Source organism: Janthinobacterium sp. SUN073 (assembly GCF_030397665.1).
GTDB lineage: Bacteria > Pseudomonadota > Gammaproteobacteria > Burkholderiales > Burkholderiaceae_D > Janthinobacterium.
Window position 1 is genome coordinate 23,848 of record NZ_JAPUBT010000002.1, and the last position, 18,025, is coordinate 41,872.

The window sequence follows — 18,025 nt, forward strand, 5'->3', positions numbered from 1 at the left end:
TCATCGTGCATGGGCGCACTTCGGCCCCCTGAGCGCGTGACGCGTCGGATCGGCCTTGCCGCGGCGCGCCCGTGTGCCGACACTGCGCTGGCTGGCCCTGCCTCGGCAGGCTGATCCCACTCCGACAAAGGTGTATCGATGAACCAAACAATCTCCGCCGCCACGCGGCAAGCCGCTCCCCTGTTCACCTCACCGCTGCAGCCTGGGGCCGCCGTCCCGCTGGGGCGGTGGCTGGGGCTGGGCTTGCTGTTCATTTTCGGCCTGGGCATCTGGTCGAATTTCGGGCTGCAGGAGCAAGTATTTGCCGCGCCGGGCTTCCTCTTGCGGGCGGCCGGCATGCCGCTGCAGGTGGGGCTGATCGTCATGCTCGGGCTGCTCACGGCCTTGACCGGGCTGGCCATCGCGGCAGCCCTGCGTGGCCTGTATGGCGAGCAGCACCCCCTGCTGAGCCGCTGCTACGTGGCGCTGCTGGCGGCGGCGCTGGCAACGGGCCTGTTCGAAGGCACGCTGGTTCTGGCCATGCGCAGCCTGAGCGTCGCCTTCCTCGCCTCCGGCGCCGACGGCAATGCCTATGAGCCGGCGCGCGCCCTGCTGGCGGGGCTGCGCAACGGCGTGCACTTTCCGGACAAGCTGCTGGGCGGTCTCGGCGTGACCCTGATGTATCTGCTGCTGTACCGCGCGCGGGCGATCCCGCGCCTGCTGGCCCTGGCCGGCATGCTGGCCGGCGTGCTGCAGTGGATCGCCGTCGCGCGCGAACTGTTTGGCCTGGACGTGATGCACGCCTTGCTGATTCCGCTGGGCCTGGTGTACCCGCTGACCGGCCTGTGGCTCTTGCTGCGAGGCCTGGCGCCGCGGCCTGCCGGCGGTTGATGCTGTCGTCATCGCGGCGACAGCAATGAGATACAGACTATTAATAGTCTGTATCTATTGATTCAGTTGAAATATTTTACTTCCTTTTGTAAATGAGAATCGTTACTATCTGAATCAAGGATTAGCGAATCCAACAGAAAGGAGCATCCCTTGTTCACTGCCATCAAAACATTCAGCCAGGTCTGCACGCACATGTCGATCGCCTTCGGCCTCGCCTATTTGCTGACGGGGTCGCTCGCGCTCGGTGGCTTGGCCGCCATCATCGAACCGGTCATCAATGTGGGCTTGCTGCCATGGCATGAAAAAGCCTGGCACGCGATCCGCCGCCGCTACGCCGCCAGCCGCGTGGGCTTTGCCGCCCTGGCCGGCGAAAAGATCAGCCAGACGGCCTTGCACATGGGCGTGGCGTTCGGCGTCATGTACTGGGCCACGGGTTCCATGGCCTTCGGCGGCTTGCTGGCAGTGGTCGAGCCGATCTGCAACGTGATCGTCCTGCCCTTCCACGACCGGCTGTGGGAAAAAGCCCGCTTTCGCCTGGAAAACCGGGGTGCGGCGCGGCTGGCCGCCCTGTAATCGTGCTTCTTAATTACCTGCCCACACGGGCGGCCGCCTTGGAAACCACGGCGCCGCCCGCTCCAGCTGCCCTGCCAGGCGCAGCAGCGTTCCATCCTGACCATAGCCCGCCATGAACTGCATGCCGATCGGCAGCCATGTATCCGACATTGCCAGCGGCACGGACATTGCCGGCAAGCCCGCCACGTTGGCCAGCGGCGTGTACGGAGAGTGTTCGAACAGGCGCGCCGTCCAGCCCAGCCCATCGAGTTCTTCCTCATCCTCGCCATAACGGCCCAGCTGCCACGGCACATCCGGCATGGTGGGCGTCAGCAAGACGTCGTACTGCTCAAACAGGGCGCCGGCGTGGCGCGTGACGGTATTGCGCACGTCGAGCGCGGCCACGAAATCGACGGCCGACACCGTCTGCCCGTATTGATAGCAGGCCAGGGTCGCCGGCTCCAGCGTATCGAGCGACACGGCGCGCCCGCTTTCCTGTGCCAGGCCGTCTATCCACGGTACCAGGTTGGCACACCAGATGCGCGCATTCGCCTGCACGAACGCGTCCCACGACACGCCCAGCGCCGGTGCTGCTTCTTCCACGTGGTGGCCCAGGCTTTCCAGCAGGCGCACGGTATCTTGCAGGGCGATATCGACGGCAGGCACGGGATGGGCGCCATTGCAGGCAGCGCGCTGCACGCCGATGCGCAGCTTGCCTGGCGCCACGTCCACCTGCGACAGCCAGCTGTGGCCCGGTGCACTCGTCACATACGGTTCGCCCGGGAACATTCCCTGGACGCAGTCGAGCAAGGCGGCGCTGTCGCGCACCGTGCGGCTCACGCCCAGTTGTACGCCCAGGCCGCTGAAGATCTCGTCCATGGCGGGGCCATTCGAGACCCGGCCCCGGCTCGGTTTCAGGCCGAACAGGCCCGTCGAGGCGGCTGGCACGCGGATGGAACCGGCCGCGTCCGTCGCATGGGCCAATGGTACGATACCGGCCGCCACGGCCGCCGCCGCGCCGCCGCTGGAGCCGCCCGCGCTCAGGCTGACGTTCCAGGGATTGCGTGTGGCGCCGTACAGCGCGGGTTCCGTGGTGGTGGCGAACGCCATTTCCGGCGTGCTCGTGCGGCCGAAGGTTGTCAGCCCCGCCTGGCGGAACTGCGTCATCAGGTGGGAATCCAGCGCAGCGACATGGCCGGCGCCCAGGCGGCTGCCCGCTTCGCTGCGCTGGCCCGCCATGGTGATGGCCACGTCCTTGATCAAAAATGGCACGCTGGCGAACGGCGCCGCGCTGTCGATTTGCGTAACGTCCGCCGGCCACAGCTCGACCACGGCATTGATCTGCGGGTTGACGGCGGCGCAGGCGCGCAATGCGGCGTCGTGCAGTTCGGCCGCCGAGACGGCGCCAGTGCGCAGCAGCTGGGCCAGCCCCAGACCATCAAAGCTTGCATATTCATGGAGTTGCATCATTTAGTTCCTGTAAAAGATGAAGAGTGGGGATCACAGGAACTACTGTAGGGCTTGCGCTATCATAGTGGAAATGAATAGTTGATATACAAGGTATAGCCATGAACAATTTGCACAAGCTGGACTTGAACCTGCTGCTGACCCTGAACGCGCTGCTGATCGAGCGCAACGTCACGCGGGCGGCGGCGCGGCTGCACCTGAGCCAGCCGTCCGTCAGCGTGCAGCTGGGCAAGCTGCGCACGGCCTTCGACGATCCGCTGCTCTTGCCCGGTCCGCGCGGCATGCTGCCCACGTCGCGGGCGCTGGCCTTGTTCGCGCCGTTGCAAGCCGTGCTGGCCCAGCTGGAGCAAGTCTTGCAGCCGGAATCGGCCTTCGATCCGGCCACGGCCGACGTGCGCTGGAATTTGGCGGCGGCCGATGCCACCGAATATGCGATTTTGCTGCCCCTGCTGGCCTCCCTGCGCGCGCAGGCGCCCTTGTCGCGCATGGCCGTGTTCGAAGCCGTGCCGGCGCGCATGGCGCACGATCTGGAAAGCGGCCAGGTCGACCTGGGCTTTTTGGCGCAGGAAGAAGCGCCGCCCGGCTTGCGCCACCGCACTTTGTTTACCGAACACTATGTGCTGGCGGGCCGGCGCGACCACCCGCTGCTGCAGGCACCGCCCGACCTCGACCAGTTTTGTGCACTGGAATTCATCGTCGTCTCGCCCAACGGCGGCGGTTTCCGCAGCAACGTCGACACGGCGCTGCAGCAGTTGGGGCGCACGCGCAAGGTGGTGCTGTCCGTGCCGCATTTCCTGATCGTCCCGCCCTTGCTGGCCGCATCCGACATGGTGGCCCTGCTGCCGTCGCGCCTGCTGAAGAATGCGCTGGGCGCGCTGCGTACGTGGGAGCCGCCCGTCGCCCTGCCCGATTACGAAATGGCCATGGTCTGGCACGAGCGCATGCACCTGGACGCGGCGCACCGCTGGCTGCGCGAACGCATCATGGCCAGCTTGCAGGCTGGCCTACACGATTTTTCAGTGTAAAACACTAGGGAAGATTACCTAGTTGTTCGAAAGAAACTCCCAATTTTCGCCGTGGTGACGAATGCGTAAGCTTGGCCCCAATAATAAAGGGTCACCATGAACGCCATTTCCATCCAGCATCGCGGTTCGCTCCGCCCTCCTGTTTCTTCCTCCTCGATGTTCAGCCGGCTTGCCGCGATGCTCCTGGGCATGCTTGTCTTCTGCGCTGGCGCCTGGGCCGCGCCCACTGCGTCGGCAGAACTGATCAAGCGCGGCGAATATGTCGCCCGCCTGGGCGACTGCGTGGCCTGCCACACCAGCCCGAACGGCGCCGCCATGGCCGGCGGCCTGGAACTGAAAACGCCGTTCGGCACCATCTACAGCACGAATATCACGCCCGATACGAAAACGGGCCTGGGCACGTACAGCTTCGCCCAATTCGACCGCGCCATGCGCAAGGGCGTGGCGGCCGATGGACACAACCTGTATCCGGCCATGCCCTACCCTTCCTACGCGAAGATCACGCCCGACGACATGCAGGCGCTGTACGCCTATTTGCAGCGCGGCGTGGCGCCCGTGGCGCAGCAAAACCGCGCAACGGACATGAAATGGCCATTCAGCATGCGCTGGGGCCTCTCTCTGTGGAACGCCGTCTTCCTCGACGACGCGCCGTTCAAGCCCGACAGCGCCAAGTCGGCCATGTGGAACCGGGGCAGCTACATCGCCCAGGGCCTCGGCCATTGCGGCTCCTGCCACACGCCACGCGGCGTGGCCTTTCAGGAAAAAACCATGGGCCAGGATGGCGGCAGCGGCAAGCTCTACCTGTCCGGTTTTACTTTTGACGGCTGGCATGCGGTGAACTTGCGCAATCTGTGGACGCCGGGCGACATCGTGCAATTGCTTAAGACGGGCCGCAACAGCTTCGGCACGGCGGCCGGCAGCATGACGGAAGTCATCACCCACAGCACGCAATATTTCACGGATGGCGACCTCGATGCGCTGGCCCATTACCTGCACGGCTTGCCGGCCAGGGACGGAGCGGCCGCGCCGCCGAAGAAAACCGCGCCCGTCGTGGTAGCCAGCAACGATGCGCTGTACAACATGCGCGGCGGCCTGGGCTACCTGCAGTTTTGCGCCACCTGTCACCGCCGGGACGGTCGTGGCGTGGAAAACATCTTCCCGCCGCTGGCGCAGAACGACTCGGTACAATCGAAAGATGCCACCTCCGTCATCCATATCGCGCTGACGGGCTGGCAGTCGGCCGTCACGCAGCACTCGCCCCGCTCGTTCGGCATGCCGTCGTATGACCGCCTGTCGGACACGGAACTGGCGGAAATCCTCACCTTTGTGCGCGGCAAGTGGGGCAACCAGGGCGCGCCCGTCACGCCCGCGCAGATCGCCAAAGTGCGCAAGGAACTCAAGCTCAAGGCGCCGGACGCGGACGGCTTCGTCACGCCCCGCTTCGCCGCCCTGACGGCCGATCCGAATGCCAATCAATTGATTCACGGCATGCAACTGATGACGGAAACGCGTGCGCGCCTGCCGCACAACGTGGGCAACGACCTCAATTGCAGCAGCTGCCACCTGAATGGCGGCACCGTGGCCAACGGTTCGCCCTTCCTCGGTATTTCCGCCTTCTTTCCGGCGGAGGCGCCGCGCGCCGGCAAGGTGATTAACTTGGGCGAGCGCATCAATGGCTGCTTCCGCCGCTCCATGCACGGCAAGCCGCTGCCCGTGGACGGCCCCGACCTGCAGGCGATGGTCGCCTACATCGACTGGATGAAGGGCGCCACGCAGGCAAATGACAAGGTGGCGGGACGCGGCGTGGCGAAGATAGACCGCGCTCTGCTGCCCGATCCCGTGCATGGCAAAAAAGTGTATGTCGAGCAATGCGCCGTCTGCCATGGCGCGAATGGCGAGGGCATCCGTGGCGCCAACGGCGTGGTGGCCTTCCCGCCCCTGTGGGGCGAGCGTTCCTTCAATATCGGCGCCGGCATGGCCCGCACCTACACGGCGGCCGGCTTCGTCAAGGCCAACATGGTAATGGGCCATGGCCAGAAATTTCCGCTGGGCCAGGGCAACCTGTCCGACCAGGACGCCGTCGACGTGGCCGAATACTTTACGCATATGCCCCGTCCGGACTTCCCCGACAAGGTCAAGGATTGGCCGAAGGGCGGCAAGCCCAAGGATGCGCGCTACTGAATCGTGCTTCCCGGGCGGCCCCCCTTCTTGGCGCCGCCCGCCTGTGCTACGCTGTCCGCTCCACCACACAGGAGTGACGCATGCAGATCGACAGCGGCCGCGCGGATGCCGTCCGCCAGCAGGCGGACCCTTCCGACACCTGGCTGGGCAAGCTGGGACCGGGCCTGATCACGGGTGCGGCCGATGACGATCCCAGCGGCATCGCCACGTATTCGCAGGCAGGCGCCCAGTTCGGCTTCGGCATGCTGTGGACCGTGTGCCTGACGTTTCCCCTGATGCTGGGTATCCAGGTCATCAGCGCCAAGATCGGCCGGGTCAGCGGCCACGGGCTGGCGACGAATATCCGCCGCCACTATCCCCGCTCCCTGCTGTATGCCATCGTCGGCTTGCTGCTGCTGGCCAATGTCATCAATATCGCCGCCGACGTGGCCGCCATGGGCGATGCCCTGACGCTGATCATTGGCGGTCCCACGCACCTGTACGCTGTCGGCTTCGGCCTGCTGTCCCTGCTGCTGCAAGTGTTCATTCCGTATCAAAAATACGTGCGCATCCTGAAATGGCTGACCCTGGGCTTGCTGGCCTATGTGGCCACCGTACTCACCGTACACATTCCCTGGGGCGAAGTGGCGCTGCGCACCGTCTGGCCCCAGTTCGCCTGGTCGGCCGCCTCGGTGACCATGATCGTGGCCGTGTTCGGCACCACCATCAGTCCCTATCTATTTTTCTGGCAAGCATCACAGGAAGTGGAAGACTTGCAGGCCGATGCTGGAGCGCAAGCCCTGCGCCGCACGCCCGAGCAGGCGCCCCGGCAATTCCAGCGCATCAAGATGGACACGGCCATCGGCATGGGCTTTTCCAACCTGGTGGCCTTCTTCATCATGCTGACCACGGCCGTAACCCTGGGCGCGCAAGGCATCACGCATATCGACACGTCCGCCCAGGCCGCCTCCGCCCTGCGCCCCATCGCGGGCGAGTTCGCGTTTGCCCTGTTCAGCCTGGGCATCATCGGCACGGGCTTGCTGGCCATTCCCGTGCTGGCCGGCTCGGCTGCCTACGCCATGGCGGGCGCCTTTCACTGGAAAAACAGCCTGGAACTGGCACCCAGGGCCGCCAAGAAATTCTACGGCATCATCGTCACGGCCACCGTAATCGGCGCCGCCCTGTGCTTTTCGCCGCTCGACCCCATCAAGGCCCTGTACTGGAGCGCCGTCATCAATGGTGTCATTTCCGTGCCCATCATGGCCCTGATGATGCTGATGGCGACGCGTCCCACCATCATGGGCAGCTTGACCATTTCGCGCCGCCTGCGGGCGCTGGGATGGCTGTCCACCATCGTCATGGCAACGGCCGTGCTGGCCATGTTCGCCAGCATGGCGTTCTGATGCCTACGCCGCCTTCGGCTTGAGCATGCCTTCCACGATGCCCAGCACGGTCTGGCGCGGCAGCAGTCGCGGCAGCCAGGCCAGCAGCCGGTTGGGCCGGCCCGCCACGTGGCTGCTGCGGCCACGGTCCAGCGCCAGCAGCGCTTCATCGACGACGGCTTGAGGATCCATGCGCTTGCCCACGGCCGCTTCGGGCGCGGCCACCACGTCAAAAAAGGCTGTTTCCGTGGCACCCGGGCAGAGGGCCAGCACGCGCACGCCACGGCTACGGTTTTCCGCCCACAGCGCTTCCGACAACGACAGCACGAAAGCCTTGCTGGCGCCGTAGACCGCCATGTAGGGATCGGGCTGCAGGGCCGCCGTGGACGCCACGTTGATGATGGCCCCGCGTCCTTGCGCCAGCATGTGCGGCAAGGCGCAGTGCGTCAGTTCCATCAGGGCCGTGCAATTGACGGTCACCTCGGCCGCCTGGCGCGCGACCGGGATGGTCTCGAACCTGCCGTGCGTGGCGAAACCCGCGTTATTGATCAGCACGTCGGGCGGCATGCCCAGCGCGCAGGCCTGTGCATGGGCTTGCGCAGCGGCGCCGGGCAAGCTCAGGTCGGCCACCAGCGCATGCGCGCGGATGCCGTGGCGCTGGGAAAGTTCCTTGGCCAGGCTGTCGAGCACGGCGCCGGAACGGGCCAGCAGCAGCAAATGCGCGCCGCGCGCGGCCAGGGTTTCCGCAAAGACGCGGCCGATGCCGGATGAGGCGCCCGTGATCAGCACGGTCTGGTTGGTATAGTTGAAGGCGGTCATGGCAGCGGTGTGTAGTTGAAAGTGTTTCTACTGTAAACTGTGGACTTTAGTCCACGGTCAATAGAAAAACTATGCGTATCGGAGAAATCACCCGCCTGACGGGCGTCAGCAAGGACACGGTGCGCTTCTACGAGCGCCAGGGGCTGCTGGACGAAGCGCCGCAGCCGGGCATGACGAACAATTATAAAGAGTACTCGGCGCAAGCCTTGCGCCGGATCGAGCTGATCGGCCATGCCAAGGCGCTGGGCTTTACCCTGAAGGAAATCGCCGAAGTCATTGCCGTCTGGCAGGAAAATGCACTCGATGCGGCCACCAAGCGGGTCATGCTGGAAACGAAAATCGCCCAGATCGACGACAAGGCCCGCTCGATGGCTGTGCTGCGGGCCGGCCTCGTCGACGCGCTGGCGAAGGTGGAGACGGGCTGCGAGGATGGTGTGGCGGTCGCAAGAAACTTACAAGGATAATCAATGACTTATTACACGCAATACCGCCATCTGGCGCTCGAGGGCGCCAAGCCTGCCCCCACCGCGCAGCAGATCGCCGCCATTGAAACCCTGCTGGAAGCGCCGCTGCCGCCCGCCTTCCTGGCTTTCTTGCAAGTGGCCAACGGCGCCTGGTTCGACTACACCACCGATGTGCCGGACGGCAATGGTGGCGTGGAAAAAATGGGCTTCAACACCTTCTTCAGCGCCGATGAGGGCGATTTCTGCGATGAAACCTTGGTGGGCGAAATCCGCGCGGCGCGCAAGCATACGGATATGCCGGTGCGCATCCTGCCGTTCGCCCGCGACGGCGGCAATTCCATGATCTACCTGGACTTGACGGAAGACGGCGGCGGCCGCGTGCTGGCCTATGTGCAGGAGTTGCCGGAGTGGACAGGCAAGCGCGCCCACGGCTTCATCGAGCTGGCGCCCTCCTTCGATGCCTGGCTGGACAGCCTGTATATCGACCGCGACACAGTGCTGGACGAACTCGAACACAGCGTCTCGGAACCCTCGCACCTGGATGCGATGGCGGAGTGGCTCGACATCGGCATGCCCGCCTGGCGTCGCGATGCCGGCATCGCCGCCTTGTTTGCGCTGAAACAAGTCGAACTGTGCGCTAACGAACAGGACTAGTCCTACGGGAATCATCGCACGTGTCCTATGGGTGTGCGCAGGCTGCTGGCTTAATATTGTCATCAGCTTGCAGAAAAAACCACGCATGCACTCATGATATGAAAGGATTTCCCATGCCTATCTCTACCACCAGTTCGCGTACTCCCTCCTTGAAAAGCGTGGCCATCGGCGCCGCCGTGGCGCTGCTGAGCGGCATCGCCATCAACAGCATCGCCGCTGCCGCGCCGGGCGCGTACGACAAGCAATTCCTCAGCAAGGCCGCCGATGCGGGCAGCACGGAAATTGCTGCCAGTAAAGTGGCGCAAAGCAAGAGCAGCAATCCCGAGGTGAAGAAATTCGCCGATGCGATGCTTGCCGATCACGTGAAAGTGGCCGACGAGCTGAAACAGCTGGCCAGCGGCAAGCAGATCGAGGTCAGCGACCAGCCCGGTGCGAAGCACAAGGCGCAGATCGACAAGCTTAGCCGCCTGGAAGGCCTGCCCTTCGACAAGGAATATGCGGCCAGCATCGGCGTGGCCGCGCACAAGGACGCCGTGAAGCTGTTCACGGACGCCAGCCAGAAGGCCAGCGATCCGGACATCAAGGCCTTTGCCGCGAAAACCTTGCCAGCACTGCAACATCACCTGGACATGGCCAATGCGCTGCAGGCGGCATTGGCGAAGTAGACAGCAGTACGGGGGTAAATACTCGCCGTACATGCTGTACGGCAAGCATTTCCGCTATTGACATACAATGCGGCAACTTCGTTTTCGGCCATGCCATGACCTCATGCAGTTACTCAAGAAAACCGGCCTGATCGCCGCCGCCATCCTGTTCCTCATCCTGCTGGCAGGCTGGCTGTTCATCAAGGTGGCGGCCGCCCGCAACGCCACCGTGTATGCGCAGCAATGGAATGAACAAGGCACGTGCGTGATCAAGACCTACGTGCCGCACTACGGCAACGGCGTGCCGCACAATATCGTGCGCGCGCTCAGCACGTCCACCTTCTTCCGCGTCTACCATAAGGATGGCTCCTTGCTGGAAAGCACGGAATGGGTGCTGGACATGCATGAAGACGGCATCCTCGACCATGCCCGCTGGGGCCAGAACCAGACCCGCGCCATCTATCCGACGGACATGGGCTACGAGGGCTGGACCTTGCCCGAATGCGCGTGATCCGGGAGCCGTGATGCCGAAACCTGCGCCATCAGGCCTGCGCAGCCCCTGGGTCGATATGCCATATGAACCCACGCTCTACCATTTCCTTGGCCCCTTCGACGTGTATGACCGCGAACACACCCTGGGGGTGGAACTGGACGCCTGGGACATGAACGACCCGCTCCAGCGCGCAGAGCTGATACGGCGCGAGATCACGGGTCAGTACAAGGAACTCGGCTACCGCCACCGCCATGCGCTGGTGACCGTGCTGGCGCAGGCGCTGCAAGACCCTGCCTACGACTTCCAGGCCATCCTCGAACATGACCCCGAGAGTACGCACGCCCTGCCCGCCTTGTGGGATGAAATGGCCGACCCGCGCGCCTTCTTCGCCGATATCTACCGGCTGGCGCAGCAGGATTGGGCCGCCGACCTGGCGCGCGCGGCAGCGGAAGACCCGTCCGGCTGGTAGCGCGGCGCGCATGCCACACTAGCGTATCGATAGCCGGCAGCGGCCTTTCCCCTCTGAAAATCCCATTGCGGCAACGTGCACGCGATGTTGCAAAAACGCCCCACTGAAAAAAAATCTGTTGCACCAGCGCATGCTCGCTGGCATCGCGCTACCATGAACCGTCAGCACTCCCCCCACCGCACCGGTTCTCTGCCGGCTTTCCCTGCCGCAATGTGAAGGAGATTCTCATGTCCAAGTTCGCCCCTGCCATTTGCCTGTCGCTCATGCTGGCCGCCACCACCTTGCCATCCAGCGCCAGCGCGGCCGAAGGCGGCGCCACGCGCGCCGACGCCGAAGCCATGGTCAAGAAAGGCGTGACCTACATCAAGAGCGCCGGCGACGCCAAGGCGTATGGCGAGATCACGGCCAAGTCGCCGCAATTCATCCTGCACGACCTGTACCTGGTCGTGTATAAACTCGACGGCACGGTGGTCGCGCATGGCGCGAACCCGAAAATGGTGGGCAAGAACCTGATTGAACTCAAGGATATCGATGGCAAGGCCTTCGTCAAGGAAAGAGTCGACCTGGCCAAGAGCAAGGGCACGTTCTGGCAGGAATACAAATTCACAAATCCGGAAACCAAGAAGATCGAGCCGAAGGTGATGTACTGCGAAAAGCTGGCCGAGACCGTCGTCTGCGGCGGCATCTACCTGTAGCCCGCCGCCGCGCCGCCAGCGCCGCGATGGTTTTTCGCTCTCTTGACGATATGGGTTCCGATGAAAATCGCACAGAAGATGTTGATCGTCCCGCTGGTCGCGCTGGCTTGCCTGCTGGCCATGGGGGCCTTGTCCTACTTCGCCATGCAGCAGAACGAGCAGCGCATGCGCGAACTGAAAGACGTCACCCTGACGGCCGAACGGCTTGCCAATCAACAAGCTATTGCCCTGGGCCAGGTACATGCCGATGTGTATGCGAAGATCGCCATCGCCGCCAGCCTGACGGACGAGCAGTTCAAGCAATTCGGCGCGCAAACGAATGGGCAGCTCAATGCCATCGTGCAAGGCTTGACGGAACTTAAGAAATTCTCGGGCGCCGCCACGGAAGCGGCACAGGCCCTTCCCGGCGTCGAGCGCTACCGGGCCAGCGTGGCGCAGGCGCTGGACCTGGCCTCGATGGACCCGAATACGGGCGTGGCGGCGATGCAAAATGCCGCCACGCACTACCAGCAAGTGCGCGGGCAGCTGCGCCAGGTGCTGCTCAACCTTGACCACCGTACCGCCGATGCCTTGCAGGAAACAAAAAATGCGGGCCAACGCGCCGGCTGGCTGTCGCTGGGCACCATGGCCATCGGCTTTGCCTTGCTGGCCCTGATCGCCACCTGGGTGGCCCGTTCCGTCGTGCGTCCCATCGACGAGGCTTGCCGCGCCGCCGAAAGCCTGGCCGCGGGCGACCTGACCATGCGCATCGATGCCCGGGGCGACGATGAGGTGGGCAAGCTGTCGCGGGCGCTGGCCACCGTGGTGAAAAACTGGAATACCTTATTGGGCGAGATACGCCAGGCAGGCTCCACCATTACGGTGGAAGCGAGTGAAATCGCGCTCGGCAATGCGGACTTGTCGGCCCGCACGGAGTCGCAAGCTCATTCCTTGCAGGAAACGGCAACGTCCATGCATGCCTTGACCGATACCGTGCGCGAAAACGCCAGCCATGCGCACCAGGCCAACCAGATGGTGCTGTCGACTTCGAACGTGGCGCTGGAAGGCGGCCGCGTGGTGGGCCAGGTGGTCGAAACGATGGGCTCGATCAAGGCCAGTTCCGGGCGCATCGTCGACATCATCGCCGTCATCGACGGCATTGCCTTCCAGACCAATATCCTCGCCTTGAACGCGGCCGTGGAAGCGGCGCGCGCGGGCGAACAGGGACGCGGCTTTGCCGTCGTCGCCACGGAAGTGCGGGGCCTGGCGCAGCGTTCGGCCACGGCGGCGCGCGAAATCAAGCAGCTGATCGAGGATTCCGTGGCGAGGATAGAAACGGGTAGCGAGCTGGCCGACAGCGCCGGGCGCACCATGGGAGACATTGTCGCTTCCGTCCAGCAAGTGACGGAAATCATGAACGACATCACGGCGGCCAGCCAGCGCCAGAGCAAGGGCATCGAGGAAGTCAACAATGCCATCACGGAAATGGACGAATTGACCCAGCGCAATGCCGCCCTGGTCGAGCAATCGGCCGCCGCCGCGCAAAGCATGCAGGACCAGGCGCATGATCTATTGCGCGTGGTCGACGCCTTCCGCCTGGGCGACGGCGGCCCGCCGCTGCTGGCGCCTTAGCGCAAGCTGGGCATGGCGGCCTTGGCGCAGGCGACCATCTTGTCGCCTGCTTGCGCCAGGGCCGGATCGGCGTCCGTCTGCAGGCGCGTGCCCACGCTGTACTGGTCGGCATAACTGCCGCGCATGGCGGCATAGGCATACACCTGGTCTTGTCCGCCCTTGCCCGCGCCGTAATCGACGGCCGCATAGCCAATGTTTAACAGGCTGTACAGCGCGCCGATCTGTTGCTCGTGCAGCCATTCCATCAATTGCACGATGCGGTATTGTTCAAGGTAGCTCAGCTCGCTGACATTGCGACCGGCCAGCGCGTAATACAGTTCGGCGCGGGCCATCCAGTTGCCCTTGGCGGCGGCGGCCACCAGCGCATCCCAGGCGGGGCCGCCGCGCTCAAGCTGCGATTGGCGCGCCGTGGCGGACCAGGCCTCGACGGCGGCCTGCTGCGGCAAGGGGCCGTAGGATGCGGGCGCGCGGCAGACGAACTGGCGCACATCGGCCCTGCCCGCCTTGATATCCTTGCTGATCTGGCCCTGGATGTTGTCGACCAATTCCAGCAAGCGCATGCCATAGTCATCCATCGACCAGGTGGCGGGCAGGCGCCCCAGCCAGGCCAGTTCGTCCTGGTTGGCCCTGGCTGCCATGGCATACGCCTCGGCCTTGACTTGCAGTTGCGCTTGCGTCTTCTTCAGCAGCAACTTGGCCGCATCCTGCTCGATATCGTAGCGGCTGGCACTCTGCATCAATTGCGCGCATTGCTGCAGGGCGGCAGGCTCGCCTTGCCAGCATTTGGTGGGCACGGCCATATTCCAGCGCATGCTGACTGTTTCCAGAACATAATTTTCTTCGCCTTCGGCCGGCTTCACGAAGGCCCGCCCTTCCTCGTTCGTCAAGCCTTTGATCAGTTGCTGGCCGCCGGCCGTGCTCCAGGTATAGGGATCGTCAGTGCGCGGCACGCCAGGCACGCTGTACAGGGTCAGGTAGAAGGCGGATTGGGCTTGCTCGGAGGCATGAGCCAGCGGAAACAGCAGGGAAAGTGTCAATAAAGTACTTTTAGAAAACAATGTTGGCATGAAGGTAGATAGATTAGTGAAGTTCAGTATGGCAGGCGCAGTCGTGGCCGCTAGCTGCCTCGGACAGGTTTTGCAAAATCGCGCAGTCTTGCGACGGCTGCGGCTGGTCGCACTGGTGGCGCAGGGTCACCAGCTGCTGCTGCAAGGTTTGCAGGTTTGCCATCTGCTCGGCGATGCGCAGGATATGGTGGTCGAGCAATTCATTGACGCTCTGGCAGCCTTCGGCCGGGTTGTTCTTAAATTCCAGCAAGGCGCGGATATCCGTCAAGCCGATCTGCAGCGAGCGGCAATGGCGGATGAATTGCAGCCGCTCCTGGTGTTCTTCGCGGTATTCGCGGTAGCCGGCGCTGTTGCGGCCCGGTTCCTGCAGCAAACCCGCCTTTTCATAGTAACGCACGGTTTCCACGTCACAATCTGTCCGTTTGGCCAGTTCTCCGATACGCATGGCATCCCCTTTTCATTCTTTCTTGCACATTCCGCTTGACCCTGTAGCGGCTACAGGGTTTCTAATGGAAGCATACACCAATCCAGAAGGATGATGCGATGCCACACGATAGCCATAACCACGCGCATGAGCACGATCATGAGCATGAGCACAAGCATGACCACAAGCATGCGCACGAACCCGCAGCAGCTCGCGCGCCACAAGCCGCCGGCTGCTGTTCCAGCCAGCATGCGTGCTCGTCCACGCCTGCCGCCCCGTCTGGCCCAGCGCTGCCCAGCGCCCCCGTCGCCGGTGCGAACACGGCCAAGTACCGCATCGCCAACATGGATTGCCCCACGGAAGAACGTTTGATCCGCAACAAGCTGGCCAATATGGCCGGCGTGGTGGGCCTCGATTTCAATCTGATGAACCGCGTGCTCGACGTGCATCACACCCTGCCTACACTGGCCACGGTGGAAGCGGCCCTGCACGGCATCGGCATGGAAGCGATTCCCATGCAGGCGGACGCGGTCGTCGCGCGCGATCCGGACGAAGGCAGCCTGAGCAGCCTGCAAAAAGGCTTGCTGGTGGTTTCCGGCCTGGCCGCTGCCGGCGCCGAGGCGCTGGCGTGGACCACGCACGAAGACAGTTCGCCCCTCGTCATCGCCCTGGCCCTGCTGTCGATCGCCACGGGCGGCTGGCCGACCCTGAAAAAGGGCTGGATTGCCCTGAAAACCTTCACCCTGAACATCAACTTCCTGATGAGTCTGGCAGTCTTCGGCGCCATCGCCATCGGCCAGTGGCCGGAAGCGGCCATGGTCATCTTCCTGTTCGCCATCGCCGAGCTGATCGAAGGCTTGTCCCTGAACCGCGCGCGCAACGCCGTGCACAGCCTGATGCAGCTGGCGCCCGACACGGCGACAGTCGCCGACGCCAGCGGCGCCTGGCAGCCAGTTGCTGTCGCCACGGTGGCCATCGGCGCGACCATGCGCGTGAAACCGGGCGAACGCATCGCGCTTGATGGCGTGGTGGCCAGCGGCGAGTCGTCCGTCAACCAGGCGCCGATCACGGGTGAAAGCATGCCGGTGGACAAGACCGTGGGCGACGTCGTGTATGCGGGCACCATCAATGAACGGGGCTTGCTTGACGTCACCGTGACGGCCAACAGCGGCAACAGCACGCTGGCGAAGATCGTCAAGGTCATCGAGGAAACGCAGGGGAAACAGGCACCCACGCAGCGCTTTGTCGACAATTTTGCCCGCTACTACACGCCCGCCGTGGTGATCTTCGCTATTCTGGTGGCCGTGCTGCCGCCACTGCTGCTGGGCCAGCCCTTCATGGCCTGGGTGTATAAAGCGCTGGTGATGCTGGTGATCGCCTGCCCGTGTGCGCTGGTCATTTCCACGCCCGTGACGGTGGTCAGCGGCCTGACGGCGGCCGCGCGGCGCGGCATTTTAGTGAAAGGCGGGCAATTCCTGGAAACGGGCTACCGCATCAAGGCCATCGCCGTCGACAAGACGGGCACCTTGACCATGGGCAAACCGGCCGTGACGGACGTGGTGGCCCTGGAGGGCAGCGACCGCGACGCCATCCTGCTGCTGGCCGCCAGCCTGGACGCCAATTCCGCCCACCCGCTGGCCGCCGCCATCGTCAAGGCGGGTCCGCCCGCCAGCAGCCACCTGCCCGTCAGCCAGTTTGCCGCCCTGCATGGGCGCGGCGTGCAAGGCAATATCGATGGCCAGACCTATTATCTGGGCAATGCGCGCCTGATGACGGAATTGAAGCTCTTGACGCCGGCACTGCAAGCCATCCTGGCGCGGCTGGAACAGCAAGCCTACACGGCCATGGTGCTGGCCAGCCCGGCCGGCGCGCTGGGCGTGATCGCCGTGGCCGACGTGCTGCGTCCGACGGCGGCGTCCGCCATTGCCCGCCTGAATGCGCTGGGCGTGACCACCGTGATGCTGACGGGAGACAATCTGCTGACGGCGCAGCGTATCGCGGCCGAGGTGGGCGTCAGCCTGGTCAAGGCGGAATTGCTGCCGGAAAACAAGCTCGATGAAATCAAGGCCTTGCAGCAGCAATTCGGCGTGGTGGCCATGCTGGGCGACGGCGTCAACGACGCCCCAGCCCTGGCGCAGGCCGACATCGGCTTTGCCATGGGCGCGGCCGGCAGCGACACGGCCATCGAGACGGCGGACGTGGCCCTGATGGACGATGAACTGGGCAAGTTGCCTGAATTCATCAGCCTGAGCCAGCGCACACGCAGCATCCTCGTGCAAAACATCAGCTTTGCCATCGGCATCAAGGCCGTTTTCTTCGGCCTGGCCCTGGCCGGCATGGCGACCCTGTGGATGGCCGTGTTCGCCGACGTGGGCGCCAGCCTGCTGGTGGTGGCCAACGGGCTGCGCTTGCTGCGCAATAACAAGCAAGCATAGTCCCGCGCAGAAATATTTCCATCTGGACAATAGCTGTAAAAAACGCTACTTTGGCGGCTGATCCCCACCGCCGCCAAGGTAGCCGATGCCCCTCCTGCCCCGCTCGACCCTGCTGGCCACTCTGCTGGCTGTCACCTCCCTGCACGCCGAACCGATGTTTTTCACGCCCTGCTCCGTGCAGAGAGCCTGGACGCATCAGCGCACTCGGTTCTGTGGATCAATAGAATAGCTAACTATCAAATGGAATCAATTATGGAAAAAGATGACCTCCCTGTTTCGTCAAAACAGCTACTGTACCTTGCACTCCTGATCTTTCTTCCTTTGGCTCTGTCAGCCGCCGTGATTCACTGGGCGCCGCCAAAACCGGGACAGACCGAGTCGGATAATCTATTGGCTTTTGGAATTGTAGGAGCAATCGCTACTGTCCTATTAGGCATGCTTATCATTGCGGCGAAGCGGCACGTGATTGAGATTTCACGCGATGCGTTGGTAGTCAAACATAGCCTGTACACGTTAGCCTTAGACCGCAGCGAAGTCGAATCAGCGAAAGCTCGTGAAGTAAATTCATTGGATCAACTTGGACTATCAACAAGAAAAAATGGCATTGCCGCATTTGGCTACTTTTCTGGTTGGTTCTGGGCGGCGCACGGAAATATTACATTTTGTGCATTGTCAAGGTGGCCGGTCTACCTTGTAACGTTCGAAGGCAGTACCAAATGTCGACAACTCGCCCTAAGCGCAAGTCCGGAAGTGGTTCGTCGTATCGAAGTATGGGCCAACTCGTAAATTTTCCT

General features: G+C 63.5%; 18 protein-coding genes. 14 read left to right on the top strand and 4 right to left on the bottom strand.

What is annotated here, in order from left to right; all coding sequences use genetic code 11:
* Positions 1-138 precede the first annotated feature (138 nt).
* The gene (locus tag O0882_RS08115; protein WP_289946923.1) at positions 139-870 is read left to right on the top strand and encodes a DUF4386 family protein; all 732 of its coding nucleotides are present in this window, start codon (positions 139-141) and stop codon (positions 868-870) included.
* A gap of 150 nt (positions 871-1,020) precedes the next feature.
* Positions 1,021-1,443, top strand: a complete 423-nt coding sequence (locus O0882_RS08120; protein WP_289946924.1) for a DUF2061 domain-containing protein — start codon at positions 1,021-1,023, stop codon at positions 1,441-1,443.
* Between the two features lie 9 nt (positions 1,444-1,452).
* Here O0882_RS08120 and O0882_RS08125 read toward each other — a convergent pair whose 3' ends face one another.
* The gene (locus tag O0882_RS08125) at positions 1,453-2,892 is read right to left on the bottom strand and encodes an amidase (protein ID WP_354670256.1); all 1,440 of its coding nucleotides are present in this window, start codon (positions 2,890-2,892) and stop codon (positions 1,453-1,455) included.
* A gap of 98 nt (positions 2,893-2,990) precedes the next feature.
* Between O0882_RS08125 and O0882_RS08130 the strand changes: the two genes are divergently transcribed.
* From O0882_RS08130 to O0882_RS08140, 3 genes are all read left to right on the top strand, one after another.
* A complete protein-coding gene (locus O0882_RS08130; protein WP_289946925.1) occupies positions 2,991-3,914 on the top strand; it encodes a LysR family transcriptional regulator in 924 nt (307 codons plus the stop codon).
* A gap of 189 nt (positions 3,915-4,103) precedes the next feature.
* Positions 4,104-6,095 (top strand): c-type cytochrome, encoded by a 1,992-nt coding sequence (locus tag O0882_RS08135; protein ID WP_289946926.1) that lies wholly within the window; start codon positions 4,104-4,106, stop codon positions 6,093-6,095.
* A gap of 80 nt (positions 6,096-6,175) precedes the next feature.
* The gene (locus O0882_RS08140) at positions 6,176-7,477 is read left to right on the top strand and encodes a divalent metal cation transporter (RefSeq protein ID WP_289946927.1); all 1,302 of its coding nucleotides are present in this window, start codon (positions 6,176-6,178) and stop codon (positions 7,475-7,477) included.
* A 3-nt stretch (positions 7,478-7,480) separates the two neighbouring features.
* Here O0882_RS08140 and O0882_RS08145 read toward each other — a convergent pair whose 3' ends face one another.
* The gene (locus tag O0882_RS08145; RefSeq protein WP_289946928.1) at positions 7,481-8,275 is read right to left on the bottom strand and encodes an SDR family oxidoreductase; all 795 of its coding nucleotides are present in this window, start codon (positions 8,273-8,275) and stop codon (positions 7,481-7,483) included.
* 71 nt (positions 8,276-8,346) lie between these two features.
* Between O0882_RS08145 and O0882_RS08150 the strand changes: the two genes are divergently transcribed.
* The 7 genes from O0882_RS08150 (at position 8,347) to O0882_RS08180 (ending at position 13,305) form a co-directional block, all read left to right on the top strand.
* Entirely contained in the window at positions 8,347-8,739 is a 393-nt protein-coding gene (locus O0882_RS08150; RefSeq protein WP_100872995.1) for a MerR family transcriptional regulator, read from the top strand.
* Positions 8,740-8,742: 3 nt separating this feature from the next.
* The gene (locus tag O0882_RS08155) at positions 8,743-9,393 is read left to right on the top strand and encodes an SMI1/KNR4 family protein (protein ID WP_289946929.1); all 651 of its coding nucleotides are present in this window, start codon (positions 8,743-8,745) and stop codon (positions 9,391-9,393) included.
* 113 nt (positions 9,394-9,506) lie between these two features.
* On the top strand, positions 9,507-10,058 hold the full coding sequence (locus O0882_RS08160) for a DUF4142 domain-containing protein (RefSeq protein WP_289946930.1): 552 nt from the start codon (positions 9,507-9,509) through the stop codon (positions 10,056-10,058).
* A gap of 103 nt (positions 10,059-10,161) precedes the next feature.
* Positions 10,162-10,548: a hypothetical protein gene (locus tag O0882_RS08165; protein ID WP_289946931.1), complete on the top strand. Its 387-nt coding sequence runs from the start codon at positions 10,162-10,164 to the stop codon at positions 10,546-10,548.
* 13 nt (positions 10,549-10,561) lie between these two features.
* A complete protein-coding gene (locus O0882_RS08170; protein ID WP_289946932.1) occupies positions 10,562-10,999 on the top strand; it encodes a hypothetical protein in 438 nt (145 codons plus the stop codon).
* 227 nt (positions 11,000-11,226) lie between these two features.
* Entirely contained in the window at positions 11,227-11,694 is a 468-nt protein-coding gene (locus O0882_RS08175) for a cache domain-containing protein (protein WP_289946933.1), read from the top strand.
* Positions 11,695-11,754: 60 nt separating this feature from the next.
* Entirely contained in the window at positions 11,755-13,305 is a 1,551-nt protein-coding gene (locus O0882_RS08180; RefSeq protein WP_289946934.1) for a methyl-accepting chemotaxis protein, read from the top strand.
* On the opposite strand, the gene O0882_RS08185 is transcribed toward O0882_RS08180, so the two are convergent.
* Both O0882_RS08185 and cadR read right to left on the bottom strand, forming a co-directional pair.
* On the bottom strand, positions 13,302-14,342 hold the full coding sequence (locus O0882_RS08185) for a hypothetical protein (RefSeq protein ID WP_289946936.1): 1,041 nt from the start codon (positions 14,340-14,342) through the stop codon (positions 13,302-13,304). The two genes, O0882_RS08180 and O0882_RS08185, sit on opposite strands and share 4 nt — an antisense overlap.
* A gap of 43 nt (positions 14,343-14,385) precedes the next feature.
* The gene (gene cadR / locus O0882_RS08190) at positions 14,386-14,817 is read right to left on the bottom strand and encodes a Cd(II)/Pb(II)-responsive transcriptional regulator (RefSeq protein WP_034787498.1); all 432 of its coding nucleotides are present in this window, start codon (positions 14,815-14,817) and stop codon (positions 14,386-14,388) included.
* A gap of 98 nt (positions 14,818-14,915) precedes the next feature.
* Between cadR and O0882_RS08195 the strand changes: the two genes are divergently transcribed.
* Both O0882_RS08195 and O0882_RS08200 read left to right on the top strand, forming a co-directional pair.
* Complete coding sequence (locus tag O0882_RS08195) at positions 14,916-17,231, top strand: heavy metal translocating P-type ATPase (protein ID WP_289946938.1); 2,316 nt, start codon at positions 14,916-14,918, stop codon at positions 17,229-17,231.
* Positions 17,232-17,483: 252 nt separating this feature from the next.
* The gene (locus tag O0882_RS08200; protein WP_289946940.1) at positions 17,484-18,017 is read left to right on the top strand and encodes a hypothetical protein; all 534 of its coding nucleotides are present in this window, start codon (positions 17,484-17,486) and stop codon (positions 18,015-18,017) included.
* Positions 18,018-18,025 lie beyond the last annotated feature (8 nt).

Bases quoted from the DNA above. Each gene is read 5' to 3' on its own strand.
- O0882_RS08135 (WP_289946926.1), top strand. From the start codon at position 4,104: ATGCTTGTCTTCTGCGCTGGCGCCTGGGCCGCGCCCACTGCGTCGGCA.
- O0882_RS08140 (WP_289946927.1), top strand. From the start codon at position 6,176: ATGCAGATCGACAGCGGCCGCGCGGATGCCGTCCGCCAGCAGGCGGAC.
- O0882_RS08195 (WP_289946938.1), top strand. From the start codon at position 14,916: ATGCCACACGATAGCCATAACCACGCGCATGAGCACGATCATGAGCAT.
- O0882_RS08115 (WP_289946923.1), top strand. From the start codon at position 139: ATGAACCAAACAATCTCCGCCGCCACGCGGCAAGCCGCTCCCCTGTTC.
- O0882_RS08180 (WP_289946934.1), top strand. From the start codon at position 11,755: ATGAAAATCGCACAGAAGATGTTGATCGTCCCGCTGGTCGCGCTGGCT.
- O0882_RS08125 (WP_354670256.1), bottom strand. From the start codon at position 2,892: ATGATGCAACTCCATGAATATGCAAGCTTTGATGGTCTGGGGCTGGCC.
- O0882_RS08165 (WP_289946931.1), top strand. From the start codon at position 10,162: ATGCAGTTACTCAAGAAAACCGGCCTGATCGCCGCCGCCATCCTGTTC.
- O0882_RS08170 (WP_289946932.1), top strand. From the start codon at position 10,562: ATGCCGAAACCTGCGCCATCAGGCCTGCGCAGCCCCTGGGTCGATATG.
- O0882_RS08130 (WP_289946925.1), top strand. From the start codon at position 2,991: ATGAACAATTTGCACAAGCTGGACTTGAACCTGCTGCTGACCCTGAAC.
- O0882_RS08145 (WP_289946928.1), bottom strand. From the start codon at position 8,275: ATGACCGCCTTCAACTATACCAACCAGACCGTGCTGATCACGGGCGCC.
- O0882_RS08155 (WP_289946929.1), top strand. From the start codon at position 8,743: ATGACTTATTACACGCAATACCGCCATCTGGCGCTCGAGGGCGCCAAG.
- O0882_RS08150 (WP_100872995.1), top strand. From the start codon at position 8,347: ATGCGTATCGGAGAAATCACCCGCCTGACGGGCGTCAGCAAGGACACG.
- O0882_RS08175 (WP_289946933.1), top strand. From the start codon at position 11,227: ATGTCCAAGTTCGCCCCTGCCATTTGCCTGTCGCTCATGCTGGCCGCC.
- O0882_RS08160 (WP_289946930.1), top strand. From the start codon at position 9,507: ATGCCTATCTCTACCACCAGTTCGCGTACTCCCTCCTTGAAAAGCGTG.
- O0882_RS08200 (WP_289946940.1), top strand. From the start codon at position 17,484: ATGGAAAAAGATGACCTCCCTGTTTCGTCAAAACAGCTACTGTACCTT.
- cadR (WP_034787498.1), bottom strand. From the start codon at position 14,817: ATGCGTATCGGAGAACTGGCCAAACGGACAGATTGTGACGTGGAAACC.